This is a genomic window from Burkholderia sp. MSMB1459WGS, from assembly GCF_001534535.1.
GTDB lineage: Bacteria > Pseudomonadota > Gammaproteobacteria > Burkholderiales > Burkholderiaceae > Burkholderia.
In genome coordinates, this window is record NZ_LPMU01000023.1 from 310100 (window position 1) to 328713 (window position 18614).

The 18614-nt window shown below is 68.1% G+C and carries 18 protein-coding genes; 11 read left to right on the plus strand and 7 right to left on the minus strand.

The features are described from left to right. The first annotated feature begins 6 nt into the window (after window positions 1–6). From hpaE to hpaI, 5 genes are all read left to right on the plus strand, one after another. Window positions 7–1470 carry a 5-carboxymethyl-2-hydroxymuconate semialdehyde dehydrogenase gene (gene hpaE, locus WT97_RS09050; protein WP_060036182.1) on the plus strand — a complete coding sequence of 488 codons (1464 nt, stop codon included), beginning with the start codon at window positions 7–9 and terminating at the stop codon, window positions 1468–1470. Window positions 1471–1635: 165 nt separating this feature from the next. Beyond that, window positions 1636–2484 carry a 3,4-dihydroxyphenylacetate 2,3-dioxygenase gene (gene hpaD / locus WT97_RS09055; protein ID WP_060353272.1) on the plus strand — a complete coding sequence of 283 codons (849 nt, stop codon included), beginning with the start codon at window positions 1636–1638 and terminating at the stop codon, window positions 2482–2484. A 44-nt stretch (window positions 2485–2528) separates the two neighbouring features. After that, window positions 2529–2921 (plus strand): 5-carboxymethyl-2-hydroxymuconate Delta-isomerase, encoded by a 393-nt coding sequence (locus WT97_RS09060; RefSeq protein WP_059500670.1) that lies wholly within the window; start codon window positions 2529–2531, stop codon window positions 2919–2921. Window positions 2922–2941: 20 nt separating this feature from the next. Continuing rightward, window positions 2942–3745, plus strand: coding sequence for a 2-oxo-hept-4-ene-1,7-dioate hydratase (hpaH, locus tag WT97_RS09065; RefSeq protein ID WP_059500669.1), 804 nt, complete (start codon window positions 2942–2944; stop codon window positions 3743–3745). Between the two features lie 12 nt (window positions 3746–3757). Then, complete coding sequence (hpaI, locus tag WT97_RS09070; protein WP_060036181.1) at window positions 3758–4564, plus strand: 4-hydroxy-2-oxoheptanedioate aldolase; 807 nt, start codon at window positions 3758–3760, stop codon at window positions 4562–4564. 74 nt (window positions 4565–4638) lie between these two features. Here hpaI and WT97_RS09075 read toward each other — a convergent pair whose 3' ends face one another. Further along, window positions 4639–5430: a helix-turn-helix domain-containing protein gene (locus tag WT97_RS09075; RefSeq protein ID WP_059789410.1), complete on the minus strand. Its 792-nt coding sequence runs from the start codon at window positions 5428–5430 to the stop codon at window positions 4639–4641. 95 nt (window positions 5431–5525) lie between these two features. Here WT97_RS09075 and WT97_RS09080 point away from each other — a divergent pair, with 95 nt between their 5' ends. Together WT97_RS09080 and WT97_RS09085 are read left to right on the plus strand one after the other, a co-directional pair. Then, on the plus strand, window positions 5526–5777 hold the full coding sequence (locus WT97_RS09080) for a hypothetical protein (RefSeq protein ID WP_034204951.1): 252 nt from the start codon (window positions 5526–5528) through the stop codon (window positions 5775–5777). Between the two features lie 31 nt (window positions 5778–5808). Next, window positions 5809–6771 (plus strand): zinc-binding alcohol dehydrogenase family protein, encoded by a 963-nt coding sequence (locus WT97_RS09085; protein WP_060353273.1) that lies wholly within the window; start codon window positions 5809–5811, stop codon window positions 6769–6771. A 136-nt stretch (window positions 6772–6907) separates the two neighbouring features. On the opposite strand, the gene WT97_RS09090 is transcribed toward WT97_RS09085, so the two are convergent. Continuing rightward, window positions 6908–7999: a porin gene (locus tag WT97_RS09090; RefSeq protein ID WP_059505056.1), complete on the minus strand. Its 1092-nt coding sequence runs from the start codon at window positions 7997–7999 to the stop codon at window positions 6908–6910. Between WT97_RS09090 and WT97_RS34525 the strand changes: the two genes are divergently transcribed. After that, on the plus strand, window positions 7881–8120 hold the full coding sequence (locus tag WT97_RS34525) for a hypothetical protein (RefSeq protein WP_179949390.1): 240 nt from the start codon (window positions 7881–7883) through the stop codon (window positions 8118–8120). The two genes, WT97_RS09090 and WT97_RS34525, sit on opposite strands and share 119 nt — an antisense overlap. Window positions 8121–8157: 37 nt before the next feature. Here the strand turns inward: WT97_RS34525 and WT97_RS09095 are convergent, their stop codons facing one another. From WT97_RS09095 to WT97_RS09110, 4 genes are all read right to left on the minus strand, one after another. Beyond that, window positions 8158–9225 carry an ABC transporter ATP-binding protein gene (locus WT97_RS09095; protein WP_059505058.1) on the minus strand — a complete coding sequence of 356 codons (1068 nt, stop codon included), beginning with the start codon at window positions 9223–9225 and terminating at the stop codon, window positions 8158–8160. Then, window positions 9218–10990 (minus strand): iron ABC transporter permease, encoded by a 1773-nt coding sequence (locus WT97_RS09100; RefSeq protein ID WP_059789412.1) that lies wholly within the window; start codon window positions 10988–10990, stop codon window positions 9218–9220. The genes WT97_RS09095 and WT97_RS09100 overlap by 8 nt, the downstream gene beginning before the upstream one ends. A 100-nt stretch (window positions 10991–11090) precedes the next feature. After that, window positions 11091–12191, minus strand: coding sequence for an ABC transporter substrate-binding protein (locus WT97_RS09105; RefSeq protein WP_059505062.1), 1101 nt, complete (start codon window positions 12189–12191; stop codon window positions 11091–11093). Window positions 12192–12375: 184 nt separating this feature from the next. Beyond that, window positions 12376–13851 (minus strand): PLP-dependent aminotransferase family protein, encoded by a 1476-nt coding sequence (locus tag WT97_RS09110; RefSeq protein ID WP_060353274.1) that lies wholly within the window; start codon window positions 13849–13851, stop codon window positions 12376–12378. A gap of 100 nt (window positions 13852–13951) precedes the next feature. On the opposite strand from WT97_RS09110, the gene WT97_RS09115 reads away from it, so the two are divergent. The 3 genes from WT97_RS09115 to WT97_RS09125 all read left to right on the plus strand — a co-directional run bounded on the left by WT97_RS09115 (window position 13952) and on the right by WT97_RS09125 (window position 17581). Then, entirely contained in the window at window positions 13952–15256 is a 1305-nt protein-coding gene (locus tag WT97_RS09115) for a multidrug effflux MFS transporter (protein WP_257128468.1), read from the plus strand. A gap of 35 nt (window positions 15257–15291) precedes the next feature. Then, entirely contained in the window at window positions 15292–15972 is a 681-nt protein-coding gene (locus WT97_RS09120; RefSeq protein WP_059505068.1) for a response regulator, read from the plus strand. Window positions 15973–16159: 187 nt separating this feature from the next. Next, a complete protein-coding gene (locus WT97_RS09125) occupies window positions 16160–17581 on the plus strand; it encodes a sensor histidine kinase (protein WP_059505479.1) in 1422 nt (473 codons plus the stop codon). Window positions 17582–17662: 81 nt separating this feature from the next. Here WT97_RS09125 and WT97_RS09130 read toward each other — a convergent pair whose 3' ends face one another. Continuing rightward, the gene (locus tag WT97_RS09130; RefSeq protein WP_060036176.1) at window positions 17663–18529 is read right to left on the minus strand and encodes an MOSC domain-containing protein; all 867 of its coding nucleotides are present in this window, start codon (window positions 18527–18529) and stop codon (window positions 17663–17665) included. Window positions 18530–18614 lie beyond the last annotated feature (85 nt).

Sequence of the window (18614 nt, forward strand, 5' to 3'; positions counted from 1 at the left end):
GAGCACATGACCATCAAGCACTGGATCGACGGCCGCGAAGTGGAGAGCCGCGAAACCTTCACGACGCTGAACCCGGCGACGGGCGACGTCATCACCGACGTCGCGTCGGGCGGCGAGGCAGAGGTCGACGCGGCCGTGCGCGCGGCGAAGGAAGCGTTCCCGAAATGGGCGAACACGCCGGCAAAGGAGCGCGCGAAGCTGATGCGCAAGCTCGGCGAGCTGATCGAACGGAACGTGCCGATGCTCGCGGCGCTGGAGACGCAGGACACCGGCCTGCCGATCGCGCAGACGAGCAGGCAGTTGATTCCGCGCGCGTCCGAGAACTTCAACTTCTTCGCGGAAGTGTGCGTGCAGATGAACGGCCGGACCTATCCGGTCGACGATCAGATGCTGAACTACACGCTGTACCAGCCGGTCGGCGTGTGTGCACTGGTGTCGCCGTGGAACGTGCCGTTCATGACGGCCACGTGGAAGACGGCGCCGTGTCTCGCGCTCGGCAACACGGCCGTGCTGAAGATGTCGGAGCTGTCGCCGCTCACGGCCGATCAGCTCGGCCGGCTCGCGCTCGAAGCCGGCATCCCGCCCGGCGTGCTGAACGTCGTGCAGGGTTACGGCGCGACGGCCGGCGATGCGCTCGTGCGGCATCCGGACGTGCGCGCGGTGTCGTTCACGGGCGGCACGGTCACGGGCAAGCGGATCATGGAGCGCGCGGGCCTGAAGAAGTATTCGATGGAACTCGGCGGCAAGTCGCCGGTGCTGATTTTCGACGACGCCGATTTCGACCGCGCGCTCGACGCGTCGCTGTTCACGATCTTCTCGATCAACGGCGAACGCTGTACCGCGGGCTCGCGGATCTTCGTGCAGCGCACGATCTACGACCGCTTCGTGCAGGAATTCGCGCGCCGCGCGAACAACCTGGTGGTCGGCGATCCGTCCGATCCGGGCACGAATCTCGGCGCGATGATCACGCGCCAGCACTGGGAGAAGGTGACGGGCTACATCCGCATCGGCGAGCAGGAAGGCGCGCGCGTGGTCGCGGGCGGCGCGGACAAGCCGGCCGGGTTGCCCGACCATCTGCGCAACGGCAACTTCGTGCGGCCGACCGTATTCGCCGACGTCGACAACCGGATGCGCATCGCGCAGGAAGAGATCTTCGGGCCGGTCGCGTGCATCATCCCGTTCGACGACGAGGAAGATGGGCTGCGGCTCGCGAACGACACGACGTACGGCCTCGCGTCGTACATCTGGACGCAGGACGTCGGCAAGGTACATCGGCTCGCCCGGGGCATCGAGGCCGGGATGGTGTTCGTGAACAGCCAGAACGTGCGCGACCTGCGCCAGCCGTTCGGCGGCGTGAAGGAGTCGGGCACCGGGCGCGAGGGCGGCGAGTACAGCTTCGAGGTGTTCGCGGAGATCAAGAACGTGTGCATCTCGATGGGTTCGCATCACATTCCTCGCTGGGGCGTGTAACGGGAGCGGGTCGTGTCGCCGCAAGAACGAACGATTCCTTGGCCGGCACGCCGGCCAAGCATGGGGCCAGCGTAAGCGCTAAAGCGCTGACTCTGGCCGACCGCGAAGCATGGGACCGGAGTAACCGCTAAAGCGCTAACTCCGGTCGACAGGGAGACTTGAACGATGGGCAAATTGTCCCTCGCTGCGAAGATCACGCACGTGCCGTCGATGTACCTGTCGGAACTGCCCGGCCGGCATCACGGCTGCCGTGAGGCGGCTATCCGCGGCCATCAACTGATCGGCGAGCGCTGCCGCGCGCTCGGCGTCGACACGATCGTCGTGTCGGACGTGCACTGGCTCGTCAACGCGGGCTATCACGTGAACTGCAATGCGCGGTTCGCCGGCACCTATACGAGCAACGAGCTGCCGCACTTCATCCGCGACATGCAGTACGCGTATCCGGGCAACCCGGCGCTCGGCCGGCTGATCGCGGAAACGGCCACCGCGCGCGGCGTCGCGACCCGTGCGCACGAGATCGACAGCCTCGAGCTCGAATACGGCACGCTCGTGCCGATGCGCTACATGAACGGCGACCAGCACTTCAAGGTCGTGTCGATTGCCGGGTGGTGCATGTGGCACACGCTCGACGAAAGCCGGCGCTTCGGCGAGGCGCTGCTCGAAGCGATCGAGAAGAGCGATTCGAACGTCGCGTTCCTCGCGAGCGGCTCGCTGTCTCACCGCTTCAACTACAACGGCAGCCCCGAGGAATCGATCCACGAGATCAGCCGCGAATTCTTCAGGCAGGTCGACCTGCGCGTGGTCGAGTTGTGGAAACAGGGCGATTTCAAGACCTTCTGCGCGATGCTGCCGGAGTACAACGTGCATTGCCACGGCGAAGGCGGCATGCACGACACGGCGATGCTGCTCGGGCTGCTCGGCTGGGATCGTTACGATCGGCCCGTCGAGATCGTCACCGACTATTTCGCGAGCTCGGGCACCGGGCAGATCAACGCGATCTTCCCGCTGCCCTGAGCGTTACCGCCCGCCACGCATTCGAATCCGACCGGAGACCTGCCATGCCACACATCGTCGTCGAATACACCGCGAACATCCGCGACGACGCACGCATTCCCGTGCTGCTGCGCACGATCAACGCGACGCTGATCGCACAGGGCGGCGTGTTCCCGACCGGCGGCATCCGTTCGCGCGCGATCGAGCTGCGCGACTACTGCGTCGCCGACGGCACGGAGGACGACGCGTTCGTCCACGTGACGCTGAAGATCGGCGCGGGCCGCACCGACGCGCAGAAAAAGGCCGCGTGCGACGCGCTGTTCGACGCGATCAAGGTGCATTTCGCCGAGTTGTACGCGACACGCTACCTTGCGCTGTCGATGGAACTGACCGAGTTCAGCGAAAGCGGCTCGTACAAGCACAACAACATTCACGCCCGCTACAAGCGGGCCGGCTGAACTCCATTCCCGATCCGACCATGCTCGAACCCGCCATCATCGACCAGCTCGCGCACCGTCTGCACGACGCCGAACGCGCGCGCACGCAGATCCGCCAGATCTCGCTCGACCATCCCGACATCACGATCGACGACGCGTATGCGATCCAGCGCGCGTGGGTGGCCCTCAAGCTCGCGGAAGGCCGCACGCTGAAGGGGCACAAGATCGGCCTCACGTCGAAGGCGATGCAGAACACGTCGCAGATCGACGAACCCGACTACGGCGCGCTGCTCGACGACATGTTTTTCGAAGACGGCGGCACGATTCCGACTAGCCGCTTCATCGTGCCGCGCGTCGAGGTCGAGCTCGCATTCGTGCTCGGCAAGCGGCTCACCGGCCCGAACTGCACGATCTTCGACGTGTACGACGCGGTCGATTACGTCGTGCCGGCGCTCGAGATCATCGACGCGCGCAGCCAGTCGATCGACCCCGATACGAAGCGGCCGCGCAAGGTATTCGACACGATCGCCGACAACGCGGCGAACGCGGGCGTCGTGATCGGCGGCCGGCCGGTGCGCCCGCAGGACGTCGATTTGCGCTGGGTGGCGGCGATCATGTCGCGCAACGGCGTGGTCGAGGAAACCGGTGTCGCGGCCGGCGTGCTGAACCATCCGGCGAACGGCGTCGCGTGGCTCGCGAACCGGCTGTCGCGCTTCGACGTCGCGCTGGAGCCGGGGCAGATCGTGCTGGGCGGGTCGTTCACGCGGCCGTGCGCGGCGCGTTCGGGCGATACGTTCAGCGTCGATTACGGCCCGCTCGGGACGATCCAGTGCTACTTCGAATGAGTTGAGCGAACGATGCAGATTTCGTCGAATGTCTTCAAGGCCGCGCTCGCGCGCGGCGATGCGCAGATCGGGTTGTGGCTCGGCCTCGCGAATCCATACAGCGCCGAAGTGGTCGCGGGCGCCGGTTTCGACTGGCTGCTGATCGACGGCGAGCATGCGCCGAACACGGTGCCGACGATCCTCGCGCAACTGCAGGCGATCGCGCCGTATCCGTCGCATCCGGTCGTGCGCGTGCCGTGGAACGATTCGGTGATCGTCAAGCAGGTACTCGATCTCGGCGCGCAGACGCTGCTCGTGCCGATGGTGCAGAGTGCGGACGAAGCGCGTGCGGCGGTGGCCGGGACGCGTTACCCGCCGCACGGCATGCGCGGCGTCGGCAGCGCGCTGGCGCGCGCATCGCGGTGGAATCGCGTCGGCGAGTATCTGCATCGCGCGAACGACGAGATGGCTGTGCTCGTGCAGGTCGAGACGCGCGCGGGGCTCGATGCAATCGATGCGATCGCGCGGGTCGACGGCGTGGACGGCGTATTCATCGGGCCGGCCGATCTGGCGGCCGATCTCGGTCATCTCGGCCATCCCGGGCACCCGGACGTGCAGGCCGCGATCGACGGTGCGATCCGCGCGATCAAGGCGGCCGGCAAGGCGCCGGGGATCCTGAGCGCGGATGAGGCGGCCGCGCGGCGCTATCTGGACGCGGGGGCGCTGTTCGTCGCGGTCGGCGTCGATACGACGCTGCTGGCGCGGAGCGCGGAACGGCTCGCCGCGCAGTTCAAAAGGAGCAGCGACGCCGCCGCGAAGCAGGGCGACGGCACGTATTGACGCGGCAGCAGGCGGTGGTCGTGTGCCGCCCGCGGCGTTTCGCCACGCGGCTTCGTGCCCGCGCGTGGCCGCGCCTATCCGTTCGCGCTTCGTCCCGCCTCCATATACCGTCCTGGTGTCGTTCCCAGCGCGCGTCGGAACATGTCGATGAACGCGCTCACGTTGTCGTACCCGAGATCGAGCGCGATCGTCGTCACCGGCGCACCGTCGGCAATGCGCTCCAGCGCCCGCAGCAGTCGCGCCTGCTGACGCCACTGCGCGAACGTCAACCCCGTCTCGGCGACGAAGCGGCGGCTCATCGTCCGTGCGCCGATGCCGGCCCATTCGGCCCATTCCTCCAGCCGCCGGTCGTTCGCGAGATCCGCGGCCAGCGCATCGGTGATCTTCACGAGGCGCGGATCCCGCGGCCGGACCAGGCCCAGCGCCTCGGCTTCCGATGCCGCGATTTCATCGAGGATCACGTCGGCGATCCGGGCCTGTGCGGCATCCAGCTCGCCATCGCCCCAGCTTGCCGCGCGCTGCACGGCTTCGCGCAGCAGCGGCGTCGTGCGGATCGCGCGCGGCGTCGCCGGCAACGCCGCGCAGCGGGCTTCGGCGACGAACGCCGACCAGCCGGAAATGGGCCCGAACGAGCGCAACGAATGCCGGCAATGCGGCGGGATCCAGATCGCATGGATCGCCGGCACGACCCACTCCTGGTCGTCGAGGCCGATCGTTACCAGGCCGCTCAGCGCGCCGACGAGCTGGCCGCGCGCATGCGAATGCGGCGCGGTGATGCGCGGGTCGCGTTGCGACAGGACGGCGGCGACCACGAACGGGCCGTCGTCGGACGTGACGAAGCGGGCGGGCAGGAGCGGATCGGACATGGCCGGATATCGGTATCGAATGGCCGTTATACCGGAGATTGGACGGATTCGCACGCCTACACTGCGTCCATCGATGACAACCGGAGCAAGACGCGATGCGAGCCGAACAGATGCTTCCCGACCATGCCGACCGGGTCGATGCCGGCGGAACGACGATTCGCAAGGGGACCGTTGGTGCGTTTCTGGTCAACGCACGGGTGTTGACCGATCCGAATGCCGCGCCGGCGGAGCGGGCGCGTGCGGAGGCCGATGCGATCGACGCGTTGCCTGCGCTGCGTGCGCTCGGCCTGTTCGACGTGCTGGAAGTACGCGATCCCGCGCTGCGCGCATGGCTCGATGCCCGGTAAAGACCCATCTTCCAGAATTGAAGGAACCACCATGAAAGCAGCAGTCGTGACGGGTGCCGGCGAGCGTCCCGTTCATACGGAATTCGACGCTCCCGGCGCGATGCCGGGCCACCGTCTGATCGACGTGACGGCGTCGGCGTTGAGCCGGCTCGCGCAGGGGCGCGCGGCCGGCACGCATTACTCGTCGGACCGCCGCTATCCGTTCGTCGTCGGTGTCGACGGCGTCGGGCGTCTCGACGACGGTCGGCGCGTCTACTTCTTCGGTGCCCCGGCGCCGTTCGGCGCGATGGCTGAACGCACGATCGTGCCCGATACTCAGTGCGTGCCGCTGCCGGACGCGCTCGACGACGTCACGGCCGCGGCGATCGCGATTCCGGGGATGTCGTCGTGGGCGGCGCTGACCGAACGCGCGCGGCTCGTCGCGGGCGAGACGGTGCTCGTCAATGGCGCGACGGGCACGTCGGGGCGGCTCGCGGTGCGGATCGCGAAGCATCTCGGCGCGGCGAAGGTCGTCGCGACCGGCCGCAACGCGGCCGCGTTGCAGGCGTTGCTGAATGCCGGCGCGGACGCCGTGGTGTCGCTGCAGCAGGACGACGCGCATCTGGCGCGAGCGCTCGAGCCGCATTTCCGCGCGGGCGTGGATGTCGTGCTCGATTATCTGTGGGGGGCCAGCGCGCAGACCCTGCTGGTTGCCGGCGCGAAGGCGACGCCCGATGGCCGCCGGCTGCGTTTCGTGCAGATCGGCTCGATCGGCGGCGCGGACGTGCTGCTGCCGGGCGCCGTGCTGCGGGCGACCACGATCGAACTGATGGGTAGCGGGATCGGCAGCGTGTCGCTGTCGCGCTTGCTGGCGTCGGTGCGCGGCGTATTCGAAGCGGCCGGGCCGGCGGGCCTCGCGATCGACACGCGCACGGTGCCGCTGTCGGACGTCGGCGAACATTGGGGCGATACGAGCAGCCTCGTGCGTCCGGTGTTCACGATGCGGGGCGAGTAAGCGGCGCATCGTCACGCGGCGGGCCGGCGTGGGCGTCGGGTTGCGCGGCAGCATCGGGCCGTTCGCCGTTGTGCCGCCGCGCATGGTGTGAACGCCGGCGGGCGGTTGCTGCCCGCCGGCGCCTGCAGAGTCAGACTCAGAACCGCTGCTGAATCCCCGCCGTGACCCCGACCTGCGTGGTTCCATACCCCGCGAAATCGCGCGACACGCCGACCTTCTGGTCGTGTTTCGCGATCGCGAACGCGCCGGCCGCGTACAGCACCGTCCGCTTCGAGAGCGCGTAGTTCGCGCGCATCGACACCAGCGTCGGATCGGCGTCGCTGCCGCCCTTGATGTTCTGGTGATAAACGGCTGCGATCAGCGAGAACGTCGGCGTGAACTGGTACGACCCACCGAGCCAATACATGTCGCTCAACTGGTTTGCGGCCGTCGTGTGATACGTGCGCCGATAATTTCGATAGCCGGCCATCGTTTTCAGGTTGCCGAAGTCGTAGCTCAGGCCCGCATGGATGCCCTGAACGTAGTTGACGGTATCGACCGGCGTGACGCTGTCGGCCGCGCCGTTCTGCCGGTCGAACGTGACGACCGCCGCGAACGGGCCGGTCTCGTAACCGACCGCGAAATCGTATTTCGAGCTGGTTTTCATGCTGCCCGGCACGTTGCCGAAGCCGTACAGCGCGCCGAACTTGAAGCCGCTGAATTCGCCGTCGTAGCGCACCGCGTTCGACGAGCGCGTGAACATGCCGTCCTTGCGGCCGCCCGTCGCCATCGACGACGAGGCCCACGAGTAGTTCTGCGCGTAGCCCATCGGGTCGAACGGCAGCATGTAGTCGTAGGTGACGGTGTAGTTGCGGCCGAGCGTCAGTTCGCCCCATTTGCTCTTCAGGCCGACCGTCGCGCGGCGCGCGAAGATCGAGTCCGGGCCGTCGTCGAACGCGCCGTTCGCGAGATCGATCCCGCTTTCGAGGCGGAACACGGCCTTCAGCCCGCCGCCGAGATCCTCGACGCCGCGCAAGCCCCAGCGCGATGTGTTCTTGTTGCCCGACTTGAGCTTGACCGAATTGCCGCCTTCCGGCGCCGCGTGGTTGGTGAATTCGATGCCGGCGTCCATGATCCCGTATATCGTGACCGACGACTGCGCGTGCACGGCCGGCGCGGCGATACAGGCCGCCGCGGCCGAACCGGTGAGGACTACTGTTCGAATCGAACGTTCTGCGCGTGACTTCATTTTGACGGTGTCTCCTTGGTTTGTTCTGGGTGGGGTGAAACGGAAAACCGGTATTCGGCGCGCCATCGGCGAACGCCATGACGGGTTCGCCGATGCGAGGCCGCAACGGATGCGTGCCTGACTGCATGCGCGGCGGCACGCGGGCCGCCGCGATCGGGTCAGCCCGCTTTCGCGAACGCCCAGCAGTCGTTGGTCGGGAATTCGATCCAGTGCTTGCCGGCCGCGCGCGGCACATGGCCGAACGCACGCAGGCGCATCTCGCCGCAATGGAACAGGTATTCCCAGCGGTCGCCGAGATACATCGACGTGACGAGGTCGGCCTGCAGGCGGTTCGCGCCCGGGCCGTCGGCGACCTGCACGCGTTCGAGGCGGATCACGGCCTGAGCGTCCTGACCCGGCGCGAGCGTGTCGCGGGCGACGGCGCGCAGCTCCCAGCCGTCGCCCGCGAGCGTCACGCATTCGCCGTCGATCGCGGCGACGCGCGCATCGATGCGGTTGTTGCTGCCCATGAATTCGGCGGTGTACAGCGAGCGCGGCGCGCCGTACAGCTCGGCCGGCGTGCCTTCCTGCTCGATGCGGCCGTTGCGCAGCAGCAGGATGCGGTCGGACATCGCCATTGCTTCGGTCTGGTCGTGCGTCACGCACAGGGCCGACAGCCCGAGCGACACGATCAGCTCGCGCAGCCACGCACGCGCTTCCTCGCGCAGCTTCGCGTCGAGGTTCGACAGCGGCTCGTCGAGCAGGATCACCGGCGGGTTGTAGACGAGCGCGCGGGCGATCGCGACGCGCTGCTGCTGGCCGCCCGACAGTTGATGCGGAAAGCGTTCCGCGAGATGACCGAGGCCGAGCTGGTCGAGTGCGGTCTGCACGCGGCGCTTCTGTTCGGCCGGCGCCACACGCCGCAGCTTGAGGCCGTACCCGACGTTGTCGGCGACGGTGCGGTGCGGCCACAGCGCGTAGGACTGGAATACGAGGCCGAGCGAGCGTTGTTCGACCGGCAGGTCGACGCGTTGCGCGCCGTCGAAGAACACGCGATCGTCGAGCTGGATGCGGCCGTCGGACGGCTGTTCGAGCCCGGCCACCGCGCGCAGCAGCGTGGTCTTGCCGCTGCCCGACGCGCCGAGCAGGCACACGACTTCGCCGGCCTTCAGTTCGAACGACACGCCCTTGAGGATCGGGTTGGCGCCGTAGCTGAGGTGCAGATCGTCGACGATGAGCTTATCCATGAAGTTTCACTCCGAAGCGCAGGGCCACGCCGAGACCGGCGCCGACCATCGCGATGTTGATGACAGAGAGCGCGGCGACCTGGTCGACGGCGCCGGTCGCCCACAGCGACACGAGCAGCGCGCCGATCACTTCGGTGCCGGGCGACAGCAGGTAGACGGCGGTCGAGTATTCGCGCTCGAAGATCATGAAGATCAGCAGCCAGGCGGCGAGCAGGCCGAAGCGCACGAGCGGCAGCGTCACGTCGAGCGACACGCGGCTGCGCGTCGCGCCGACGCTGCGGCCGGCTTCCTCGAGCTCGGGGCCAACCTGCAGCAGCGCGCTCTGGATGAGCCGCATCCCGTACGCGAGCCACACGACCGTGTACGCGATCCAGATGCTCCACATCGAGTTCTTCAGCTCGCGCAGGCCGGGCACGAACAGGAAGATCCACAGGAACGCGAGGCCGGCGAGCAGGCCCGGCACCGCGCGCGGCAGCAGCACGAGATAGTCGAGCAGCCTGGTCGCCCAGTCGGGGCGGCGGTGGCCGGCGAACGCGACGAGCGAGTAGAAGCCGATCGCGAGCGCGCCGCCGATCACGCCGATGCCGAGCGTGTTGACGATGGCGCGCACCAGATTGTCCTGCTCGAACAGCTCGATGAAATTCGACAGCGTCAGCACCTCGGCGAGCGCGACGCCTTCGCCCCAGTTGGTCACGAACGCACGCAGCACGATGCCCGAGATCGGCACGATCACGGTCAGCAACAGCCACAGCGCGACGATCGCGAGCGCGACCCAGCGCCATACGCCGAGCGGCAGCACCGTCGCGCGTCCGGCCTTGCCCTTCACGGTGACGAAGCGGTTCGCGGTCTTCAGCAGGCGGCGCTGCAGCAGCACGAGCGGGAACGTGATCGCGACGATGCACACGGCGACCGCGGCCATCAGGTGATACGACGGCACGCCGAGCTTGTTGGTCAGCTTGTACAGGTAAGTCGCGAGCACGAGGTGGCCTTCCGGGTCGCCGAGCACGAGCGGCAGCCCGAACACCTCGAAGCCGAGGAAGAACACCAGCACGCCGGCGAACAGCAGCGCGGGCATCGTCATCGGCAGGCTCACGTCGAGCGCGACGCGGAACGGGCGGGCGCCCGTCACGCGCGCGGCTTCCTCGACGTCCGAGCCGAGGTTGCGCAGCGCGGCCGACGAATACAGGTACACGTGGGGCACGTGCGTGAGGCCGACGATCACCGTGATCGCGAAGATCGAATAGACGTTCCAGGGCACGTTCTGCACCCCGAACAACTCCTTGAACCACACCGAGTAGAAGCCGACCGGGCCGGCCGCGACCACGTAGCCGAACGCGAGCACCATCGGCGACACGAACACCGGCGTGAGCAGCAGCGGTTCGAGCCAGCGGCGGCCGGGCAGGTCGGTGCGCACCATCAGGAACGCGAGGATGCCGCCGAGCGGGATCGAGATGAACAGCATCCCGCCGGCGATGACGAACGAGTTCTTCACGGCCGACCAGAAGTCGGGATCGCTGAAGATGAAACGGAAGCCTTCGACGCCGAGCGTTTTGTTCGCGTCGAAGAACGGCGCGGACAGCAGGCTCTGGAACAGGATGAAGCCGAGCGGCAGCGCGACCGCGACGGTCAGTACCGCGACGACGATCCAGCGCAGCATGCCGGCGAGCGGCTGCAGGCTGCTGACCGGCAGCGCGGGAATCGCGTCGCGCGGGCCGGTGGCGGGCGGAACGGCCGGTGCCGTGCCGCGTGTGCTGGTTGAAAGCATGAGTTCGCCCCTGCGGCCATCCGGATGGCCGCCTCAAGGAAGTCGGTAAGGGGAAGGAGGCGCCCGCGCGACGTGCGGCGGGCGGCCCGAGGTCAGCGGCTCAGCGCTTGATCGCCTGCTGCCATTGCTTCAGGAACGCGAGGCGCTTCGACTGATCGAGATAGACGAGCAGGCCGGTGCCGATCTGGATCGGCTTCAGCGAATCGCCGAGTTCCTTCGTGAGGCTCGCGGCCGACGTTTCGCCGGTCACGTCCGCGCGGATCGCGTACAGGTTCGCCTGGTTCGCGATCAGCGTCTGGCCGCGCTTCGACAGCAGGTAGTCGACCCACAGCTTCGCGGCGTTCGGGTTCTTCGCCTTCTTCGATACGGTGGCGAGGCGGCTCACGACCTGCGTGTAGTCCTTCGGAAACACGTAGCCGATCGACTTGTCCTTCTTCGCCTTGGCATACGCATACGAACCGATGATGTTGTAGCCGATCAGGTTCTCGCCCGACGAGATGCGCTCCATCATCGCGCCCGTGCTCGACTGCAGCTTCGGGCCGGTCGCACCGATCGCCTTCACGAGTTCCCACGTGACCTTCTCGTTCACGTGGGCGTCCTGCGTCAGGTAGTTGAAGCCGACGCCCGATTTCTCGATGTCGTAGGTCGTGACCTTGCCCTTGAACTTGTCCGCTTGCGTGGTGAGGAGCTTGATCAGGTCGGCGCGCGTCGTCGGTACTTCGTTCTCGGGAATCAGGCGCTTGTTGTAGACGATCGCGAGCGGCTCGAACGTCGTGCCGTACGCCTGCTTCTGGTACTGCGCCCATTGCGGCACGTTCGGGCTTTCCGGCGAATCGTAGGACGCCATCAGGCCGTCGTTGACGAGCTTGACCTGCAGGTCCATCGCCGAGCTCCACAGCACGTCGGCGCTCGTGCTGCTCGCCGCGTTCTCGCTGATGTAGCGGTTGTACAGCTCGGTGCTGTTCATGTCGTTGTACTCGACCTTCACGCCGTACAGGCTTTCGAAGTCCTTGATCAGCGGACGCACGAGGCCCGTGTCGGTCGTCGAGTAGACGATCAGCTTGCCTTCCTTCTTCGCGGCGTCGATCACGCCCTGGTAGTTCCCCGGGTAGCCGGCCGGAACCTGCGCGACGGCGCTGCCGGCGGCAGTGCCCAGAACGACCGCCAGCGCGGCGGCGAGGTGCTTCGGTGCAAACGGCATGTCTTCCTCCAGTTACGCTTATGTGTTGTTCGAGTGCAGCGGATGGTAATTGCGCGGCACTTTCAGCCCGCTTTCATTTCCGTTCACAATCGCGCCGTTCATGTCATGGATTTCCCGAGGTCGAAGCGGCCGCCGCCGCGGGTTTGCGGCGCGCGGCAACGCTTGAAAGGGAGAGGCGTGCGGGCTACGCGGGCGTGGCCAGCAGTTGTCCGAGGAGGCGGCCGCCATGCCGCGCGTGCGCGGCCGTCAGCGCGGCATATCCGACGACGACGCCCGCTTCGCACCGGGCGCTTCGACAGAAGCCGCGGATCGGCTGCAACGCGACACCGGCCGCGCGGGCTTGCGCGACACAGGCTGCTTCGTCCATGCCAGGCGGCAGCCACAGCACGAAATGAAAGCCGGCGTGCTCGCCGGACACCGTGTACCGGCCGCCGGCATGCTTCGCCAACTGGTCGAGCACGATGTCGCGCCGCTGGCGGTACGCGTGGCGGGCGGCGCGCAGGTGCTTCGCGAAATCGCCGTGGCCGATGAAACGGGCCAGCGCGAGTTGCGGCGCCGCGCCGACCGAGCGGGCGGTCGCATGCCACACGGCGGACAGCGCCGGCCGCAGTTCCGCCGGCACGACCATGAAGCCGATGCGCAACCCGGAGAACAGCGTCTTGTTGAACGACCCGCAGTAGATCACGCGATCGCACGCGTCGAGCGCTTTCAGCGCAGGGAGCGGGGCGGTCTGGTAGCTGAATTCTCCGTCGTAGTCGTCCTCGATGACCCACGCGCGGTTGCGCTGCGCCCAGTCGAGCAGTTCGAGCCGGCGCGATACCGACATCGTGACGCCGAGCGGCGCCTGATGGGCCGGTGTCACGTACGCGGCGCGCGCATCGGGATAGCGATCCAGCGATGCGGTGTCGATGCCTTCCCGATCGACCGGCACGTCGATCACGGTCGCGCCCGCGATCGTGAAGATCTGCCACGCCGACGCATAGCCGGGATCTTCCATCAGCACCGTCGTGCCGGGCGCGAGCAGCGTGCGTGCGACGAGGTCGATCGAATGGCGGATGCCGGTCGTGATGACGATGTCGCCGGCCTCGCACGGGATGCCGCGGTATTCCCGCAGGTACGCGGCGATTTCGATGCGCAGGCTTTCGACGCCCTGTGCCGGCGTCGCGCCGAGATCGTCCGCGGTCGCGGCAAGCAGGCTGGCGCCGAGCGCCTTCTTCCAGTGCTGCATCGGCAGCAGGCCGGGGTCGGCGAGCCGCGCGACGAACGGGACACCGGGACGCACGCCCTGCTCGGGCTCGGCCGCGGCGGCCGGCATGGCGAGCGGGACCGCACGCGGACCGCCGTCGCCCGATTGCGCGGCCGCGCGCAGATAGCTGTCCGGCACGACCGCGCACACGCGCGTTCCGGATCCCCGCGTGCGGGCGATGTAGCCCTCGGCGCACAGGATGTCGTACGCCGCTTCGACGGTGCCGCGCGCGACATCCCAGCGCGCGGCCAGCGTCCGGCTCGATGGCAGCGGGCCGTCGCCGGGCAGCAGGCGCTTCAGGATTGCGTCGCGAATCGTGTCGGCGATGCATGCCTGCTTCGACTGCGGGCTGCCGCCCAACAGCCCGGTCGGGCGTGGCAGATCCAGCGGAATCGCGGCTTTGCCTCGCGGCATAGTGGTCCAGTCGATGGTCGATTTAATGGTCCTTCAGCTTATATCACTTTCGCCTTAGATTGCTGTCGACCCACCCATCCGACCGAAACGGACTTACCGCATGAAGACGCGTTCATTACCCCGATGGGGCTGGCTGTTCCTGTTGATGCTCGTCGTGTGTCTGCCGCGCGTCACGATCGATGCGTACCTGCCGTCGCTGCCCGCGATGGCGGACGCGCTGCACGGCACCGATGCGCAGTTGCAGCTCACGCTGACTCTCTACATGGCCGGATATGCGTTGTCGATGCTGGTGTCGGGGCCGCTGTCCGACCGCTATGGCCGCCGCCCGGTGCTGCTCGGCGGCCTGTGCGTGTACGTCGTCGCGAGCGTCGCCTGCGCAGGGGCGACCAGCATCTCGACGCTGATCGTCGCGCGCGTGTTCCAGGCGCTGGGCGGCTGCAGCGGCACCGTGATTGGCCGCGTGATCGTGCGCGAGCGCTTTCCGGCCGCGACGCAGGCCACGATGCTCGGCCATCTTTCGGCCGGCATGGCGCTGTCGCCGGTGGTCGCGCCGCTGGCCGGCAGCGCGATCGCCGAGTGGCTCGGCTGGCGCGGCGTGTTCGGCTGGCTGGCGGCGGCCGGGCTGATCGCGACCGCGATGGTGCTGCGCTATCTGCCCGAGACCCGCGAGCGCGCTGCGCGGCCGCCAGCCGGCGCCGGACTGCTGCGGACCTATGCCGGCCTGCTGCGCGAGCGGCGGTTCCTGCGCTATTCGCTTGCCATCGGCTTTGCCTACTGCACGTACTATCCGTTCATCGCGGAATCGTCGACGCTGTTCCAGCGGCAAATCGGCGTGTCCGGGCCGGTCTATGCGGCGATCTTCGGCGTGACCGTGCTCGGCTACCTGATCGGGTCGAGTGCGTTCGCGCGGGCCGGCGCGCGCCGGACAGCCGATTCGGTCGTCGCGGCGGCGGCGGCCGTCAATCTGGTCGGCGCCGCCGGACTGTGGATCGGCGGCGCGATCGCCCCGGCTTCGGTGCCGGCCCTCGTCGCGCCGATGTTCGTCGTGATGATCGCGGTCGGGATCGCGATTCCGGCCTGCCAGTTCGCGGTGATGCAGCCGTACACGAAGATCGCCGGCACGGCGTCGGGGCTGTTCTTCTTTATCCAGATGGCGATCACCGCCGCGTGCGGCGGCGTGCTGGCGTGGCTGTCGGACGGCACCGCGCATCCGATGATCGTCGTCACGGGCGGCGCGAGCGTCGCGTTCGTCGCGGTGGTGGCCGGTTTGCGCGAGCGCGGCGCGCACCCGGCCCGCCGCCGAGCGCTGATCGCGGAACGGGGCCGCCGGCACCGCAGGCGGCGGGTTCGCGGCATCGCGCAACCCGTGTTTGCGCGAGGCGTGGAGACGGAAAGGATCATGTAATGTAGCGGGCTGTCGCTGACCTTACCGGAATCCCCATGCGTGTGCTGCTCGTCGAAGACAACCCGAACCTGGCCCAGTCGCTGAACGACGCGCTGAGCGCCGCGCGCTTCGCGGTCGATCACATGGCCGACGGCGAGGCGGCGGACCACGTGCTGCGCACGCAGGATTACGCGCTGGTGATCCTCGATCTCGGGCTGCCGAAGCTCGACGGGCTGGAGGTGCTGCGGCGGCTGCGTGCGCGCCGCAACCCGGTGCCGGTGCTGATCCTCACCGCGCACGGCTCGGTCGAGGATCGCGTGAAGGGGCTCGATCTCGGCGCCGACGACTATCTTGCGAAGCCGTTCGAATTGACCGAACTGGAGGCGCGCGCCCGCGCGCTGATCCGGCGCAGCCTCGGCCACGAGCATTCGCGCGTCGAATGCGGGCCGCTTTCGTACGACAGTATCGACCGCGGCTTTCATCTCGCGGGCGAGCCGCTGTCGCTCACGCCGCGCGAGCGCTCGGTGCTCGAGGTGCTGATCCTGCGCAACGGCCGCGCGATCAACAAGGACACGCTGTCGGAAAAGATCTTCGGGCTCGACGAATCGGTCAACGCGGACGCGATCGAGATCTACGTGTACCGGCTGAGGAAAAAGCTGGAGAACAGCGGCGTGGCGATCGTCACGCTGCGCGGGCTCGGCTATCTGCTCGAAGCGAAGGCGCAGAGGACCGAATGAACTGCGCGCCTGCTCGCGTGTTTCGCATGGGACGGAGGTACGCGCTGAAGCGCGACTCCGGATCGACGGTTTTGCATGGGACCGGAGTAAGCGCCAGAGGCGCCAACTCCGCATCGACAGCCTTGCGCTCGGCGATGCGCCGCGAATGCGCCGCCACGCCGCTCGGAGCGGCCCGGCGGGAGGTACGATGACCCGCCCGAACCTGCGCGCGCAGGTCGCGCTGTGGCTGCTGCTGCCGCTGCTCGGCCTGCTCGCGCTCGACTCGTGGCTCACGTACCAGCGCGCGATGAGCGCCGCGCACGTCGCGTTCGACCGGACGCTGTCGTCGTCGCTGAAGTCGATCCGCGAAGGCGTGCGGCTCAACGACGGCGAGATCGAGGTCGACCTGCCGTATCTCGCGCTCGAGATGCTCGAATCGAGCGACGGCGGCAAGATCTACTACCTGATCCGCGAGGGCGACGGCCGCACGGTCACCGGCTATCCGGACCTGCCGCTGCCGCAGGGGCGCGATGCGGGCGACGGCGCGCCGTTCGTCACGCGCTACTACGACGTCGTGTATCGCGGCGAACAGTTGCGGATGGCCGCGCTGCGCATCCCGGTGCACGACGTGCCGACCGCGCAGTCGCGCATCGTGTGGGTGATGGTTGGCGAGACGATCGAGGCGCGTCAGGCGCTCGCGCGCGAGATCCTGATCGGGTCGCTGCTGCAGGAAGGGCTGCTCGTCGTGCTGGCGCTCGGGATCGTGTGGCTCGGCGTCGGGCGCGGGCTGCGGCCGCTGAACCGGCTGTCGGCCACGGTTGCCGCGCGCAGCGAGGACGACACGACGCCGCTCGACACGGGCGCGATGCCGAGCGAACTCGCGCCGCTCGTCGATTCGATCAACCAGTACATCGGCCGCACGCAGCGGATGCAGGTGGCGCGGCGCCGCTTCTTCGCCGATGCGGCCCATCAACTGAAGACGCCGCTCGCGGCCGTGCAGGCGGGCGTCGAGCTTGCGTTGCGGCCCGACGAACAGCCGCGCGCGAACGTGCACCTGCGTCGCGCGAACGGCGCGGTGCGGCAGGCCGCGAAGATCGTCCAGCAATTGCTGTCGCTGTCGCGGCTCGATTCGGACAGCGGTCATGCGGTCGCGCACAAGCCGGTCCCGCTGCACCGGCTCGCACGCAGCGTGACGCTCGACTGGTCGCCCGTCGCACGCGCGCGCGACATCGATCTCGGCTTCGAGCACGAGGCCGATGTCGACGTGAACGGGCAGGCCGACCTGCTCGGCGAGATGATCGGCAACCTGATCGACAACGCGATCCGCTATGCGGGCGACCATGCGGTGATCACGGTGCGCGTCTCGCGCGACGGGGGCGACGCGCGGCTCGACGTGATCGACAACGGGCCGGGTATTCCGGCCGACGAGCGCGACGCGGTGTTCGAGCGCTTCCATCGCGGCAGCAAGACGCAGACGGTCGAAGGGACGGGGCTCGGGCTGTCGATCGTGCGGGAAATCGCGCGCGTGCATCAGGGCAGCGTGACGCTCGCCGATGCGGGCGGCGGCGGGCTCGTCGTGACGATCCGGCTGCCGGCGGCGACGAGCGATGCGATGCCGCGCGCGGCGTGACGGCGCGCGACGATACGGCACGCGCAGGGAACGGGCCGGCGCAAGCCCGTTATTGGCCGGAACAGGTCCTGGCGATCCGGCTCAGTCGCCGAAGCCGATCTCCGCTTCGACCGGCTGGCCGATTTCGAGCCACGCGCCCGCACCCTCGACGACGATCGCATTGATGCCGAACGTCAGCGCACCGCCGTAGTTCGGGTTCGCGCGATAGGTCTGCATCGTGTCGGTCGGCTCGTGCGGCCATTCGGGATTGGGCGCGCCGGTGGCCTGGTCGATCGTCGGCATCGGGCAGCGCGTGCACAGCTTCACGAGCCGCAGCCGCACCGGCGTGTCGCCGCCGGTGTCGAGGTGCTCGACGAAATCCTCTTCGTACGCATCGAGATCCGACACGACGACGTTCGGCCGGAAGCGGTTCATCGGGATCGCCGGCGCGCCTTTGGCGGCAAGCCGCGCGTTCAGGTCGTCGAGCGACGACTGGCCGATCACCAGCAGCGGATAAGCGTCCGCGAACTGCGTATGCGTATCAATCTCGCCGGTCCACTTGCGGTCGCAATCGCGTCGGGCGTCGGCGGCGAAGCGCGCGAGCTTCGTCGGCACGCCGAGGAATTCGGTGAGCCATGCGGCCGTTTCGGTGCCCGTGTCGATCGCGTCGACGGTGTCGCGCCACACGGTCGCGGCCATCTTCGGCGTGGCGGGCGTCGCGTCGCCATCGAGCGGCGTGCGCAGTGCCGGCATGCCCGGCGCGTTCAGCACGAGCGCATCGTCGTCGAGTGTCGGGCGGATCAGCGCGAGGCGCGGGTGCGTGCGTTGCGTGAGCATTTGCCCGTGCGGATCGGTGATCAGCCAGTGGCGATCGTAGGCGAGGCCCGTTTCGAACAGTTGCGCGCGCGTCAGCGCGACGCCGGCACAGGATTTGATCGGGTAGACGAAGAGTTCGGCGATGGCTGGCATGACGCTGGCTGAAGGCGGGGTGATCGAATCGCGATTGTGCCAGATCGTGCCGGAGCCGTTTGACGGCTGCGCGCCGCCACGCGCC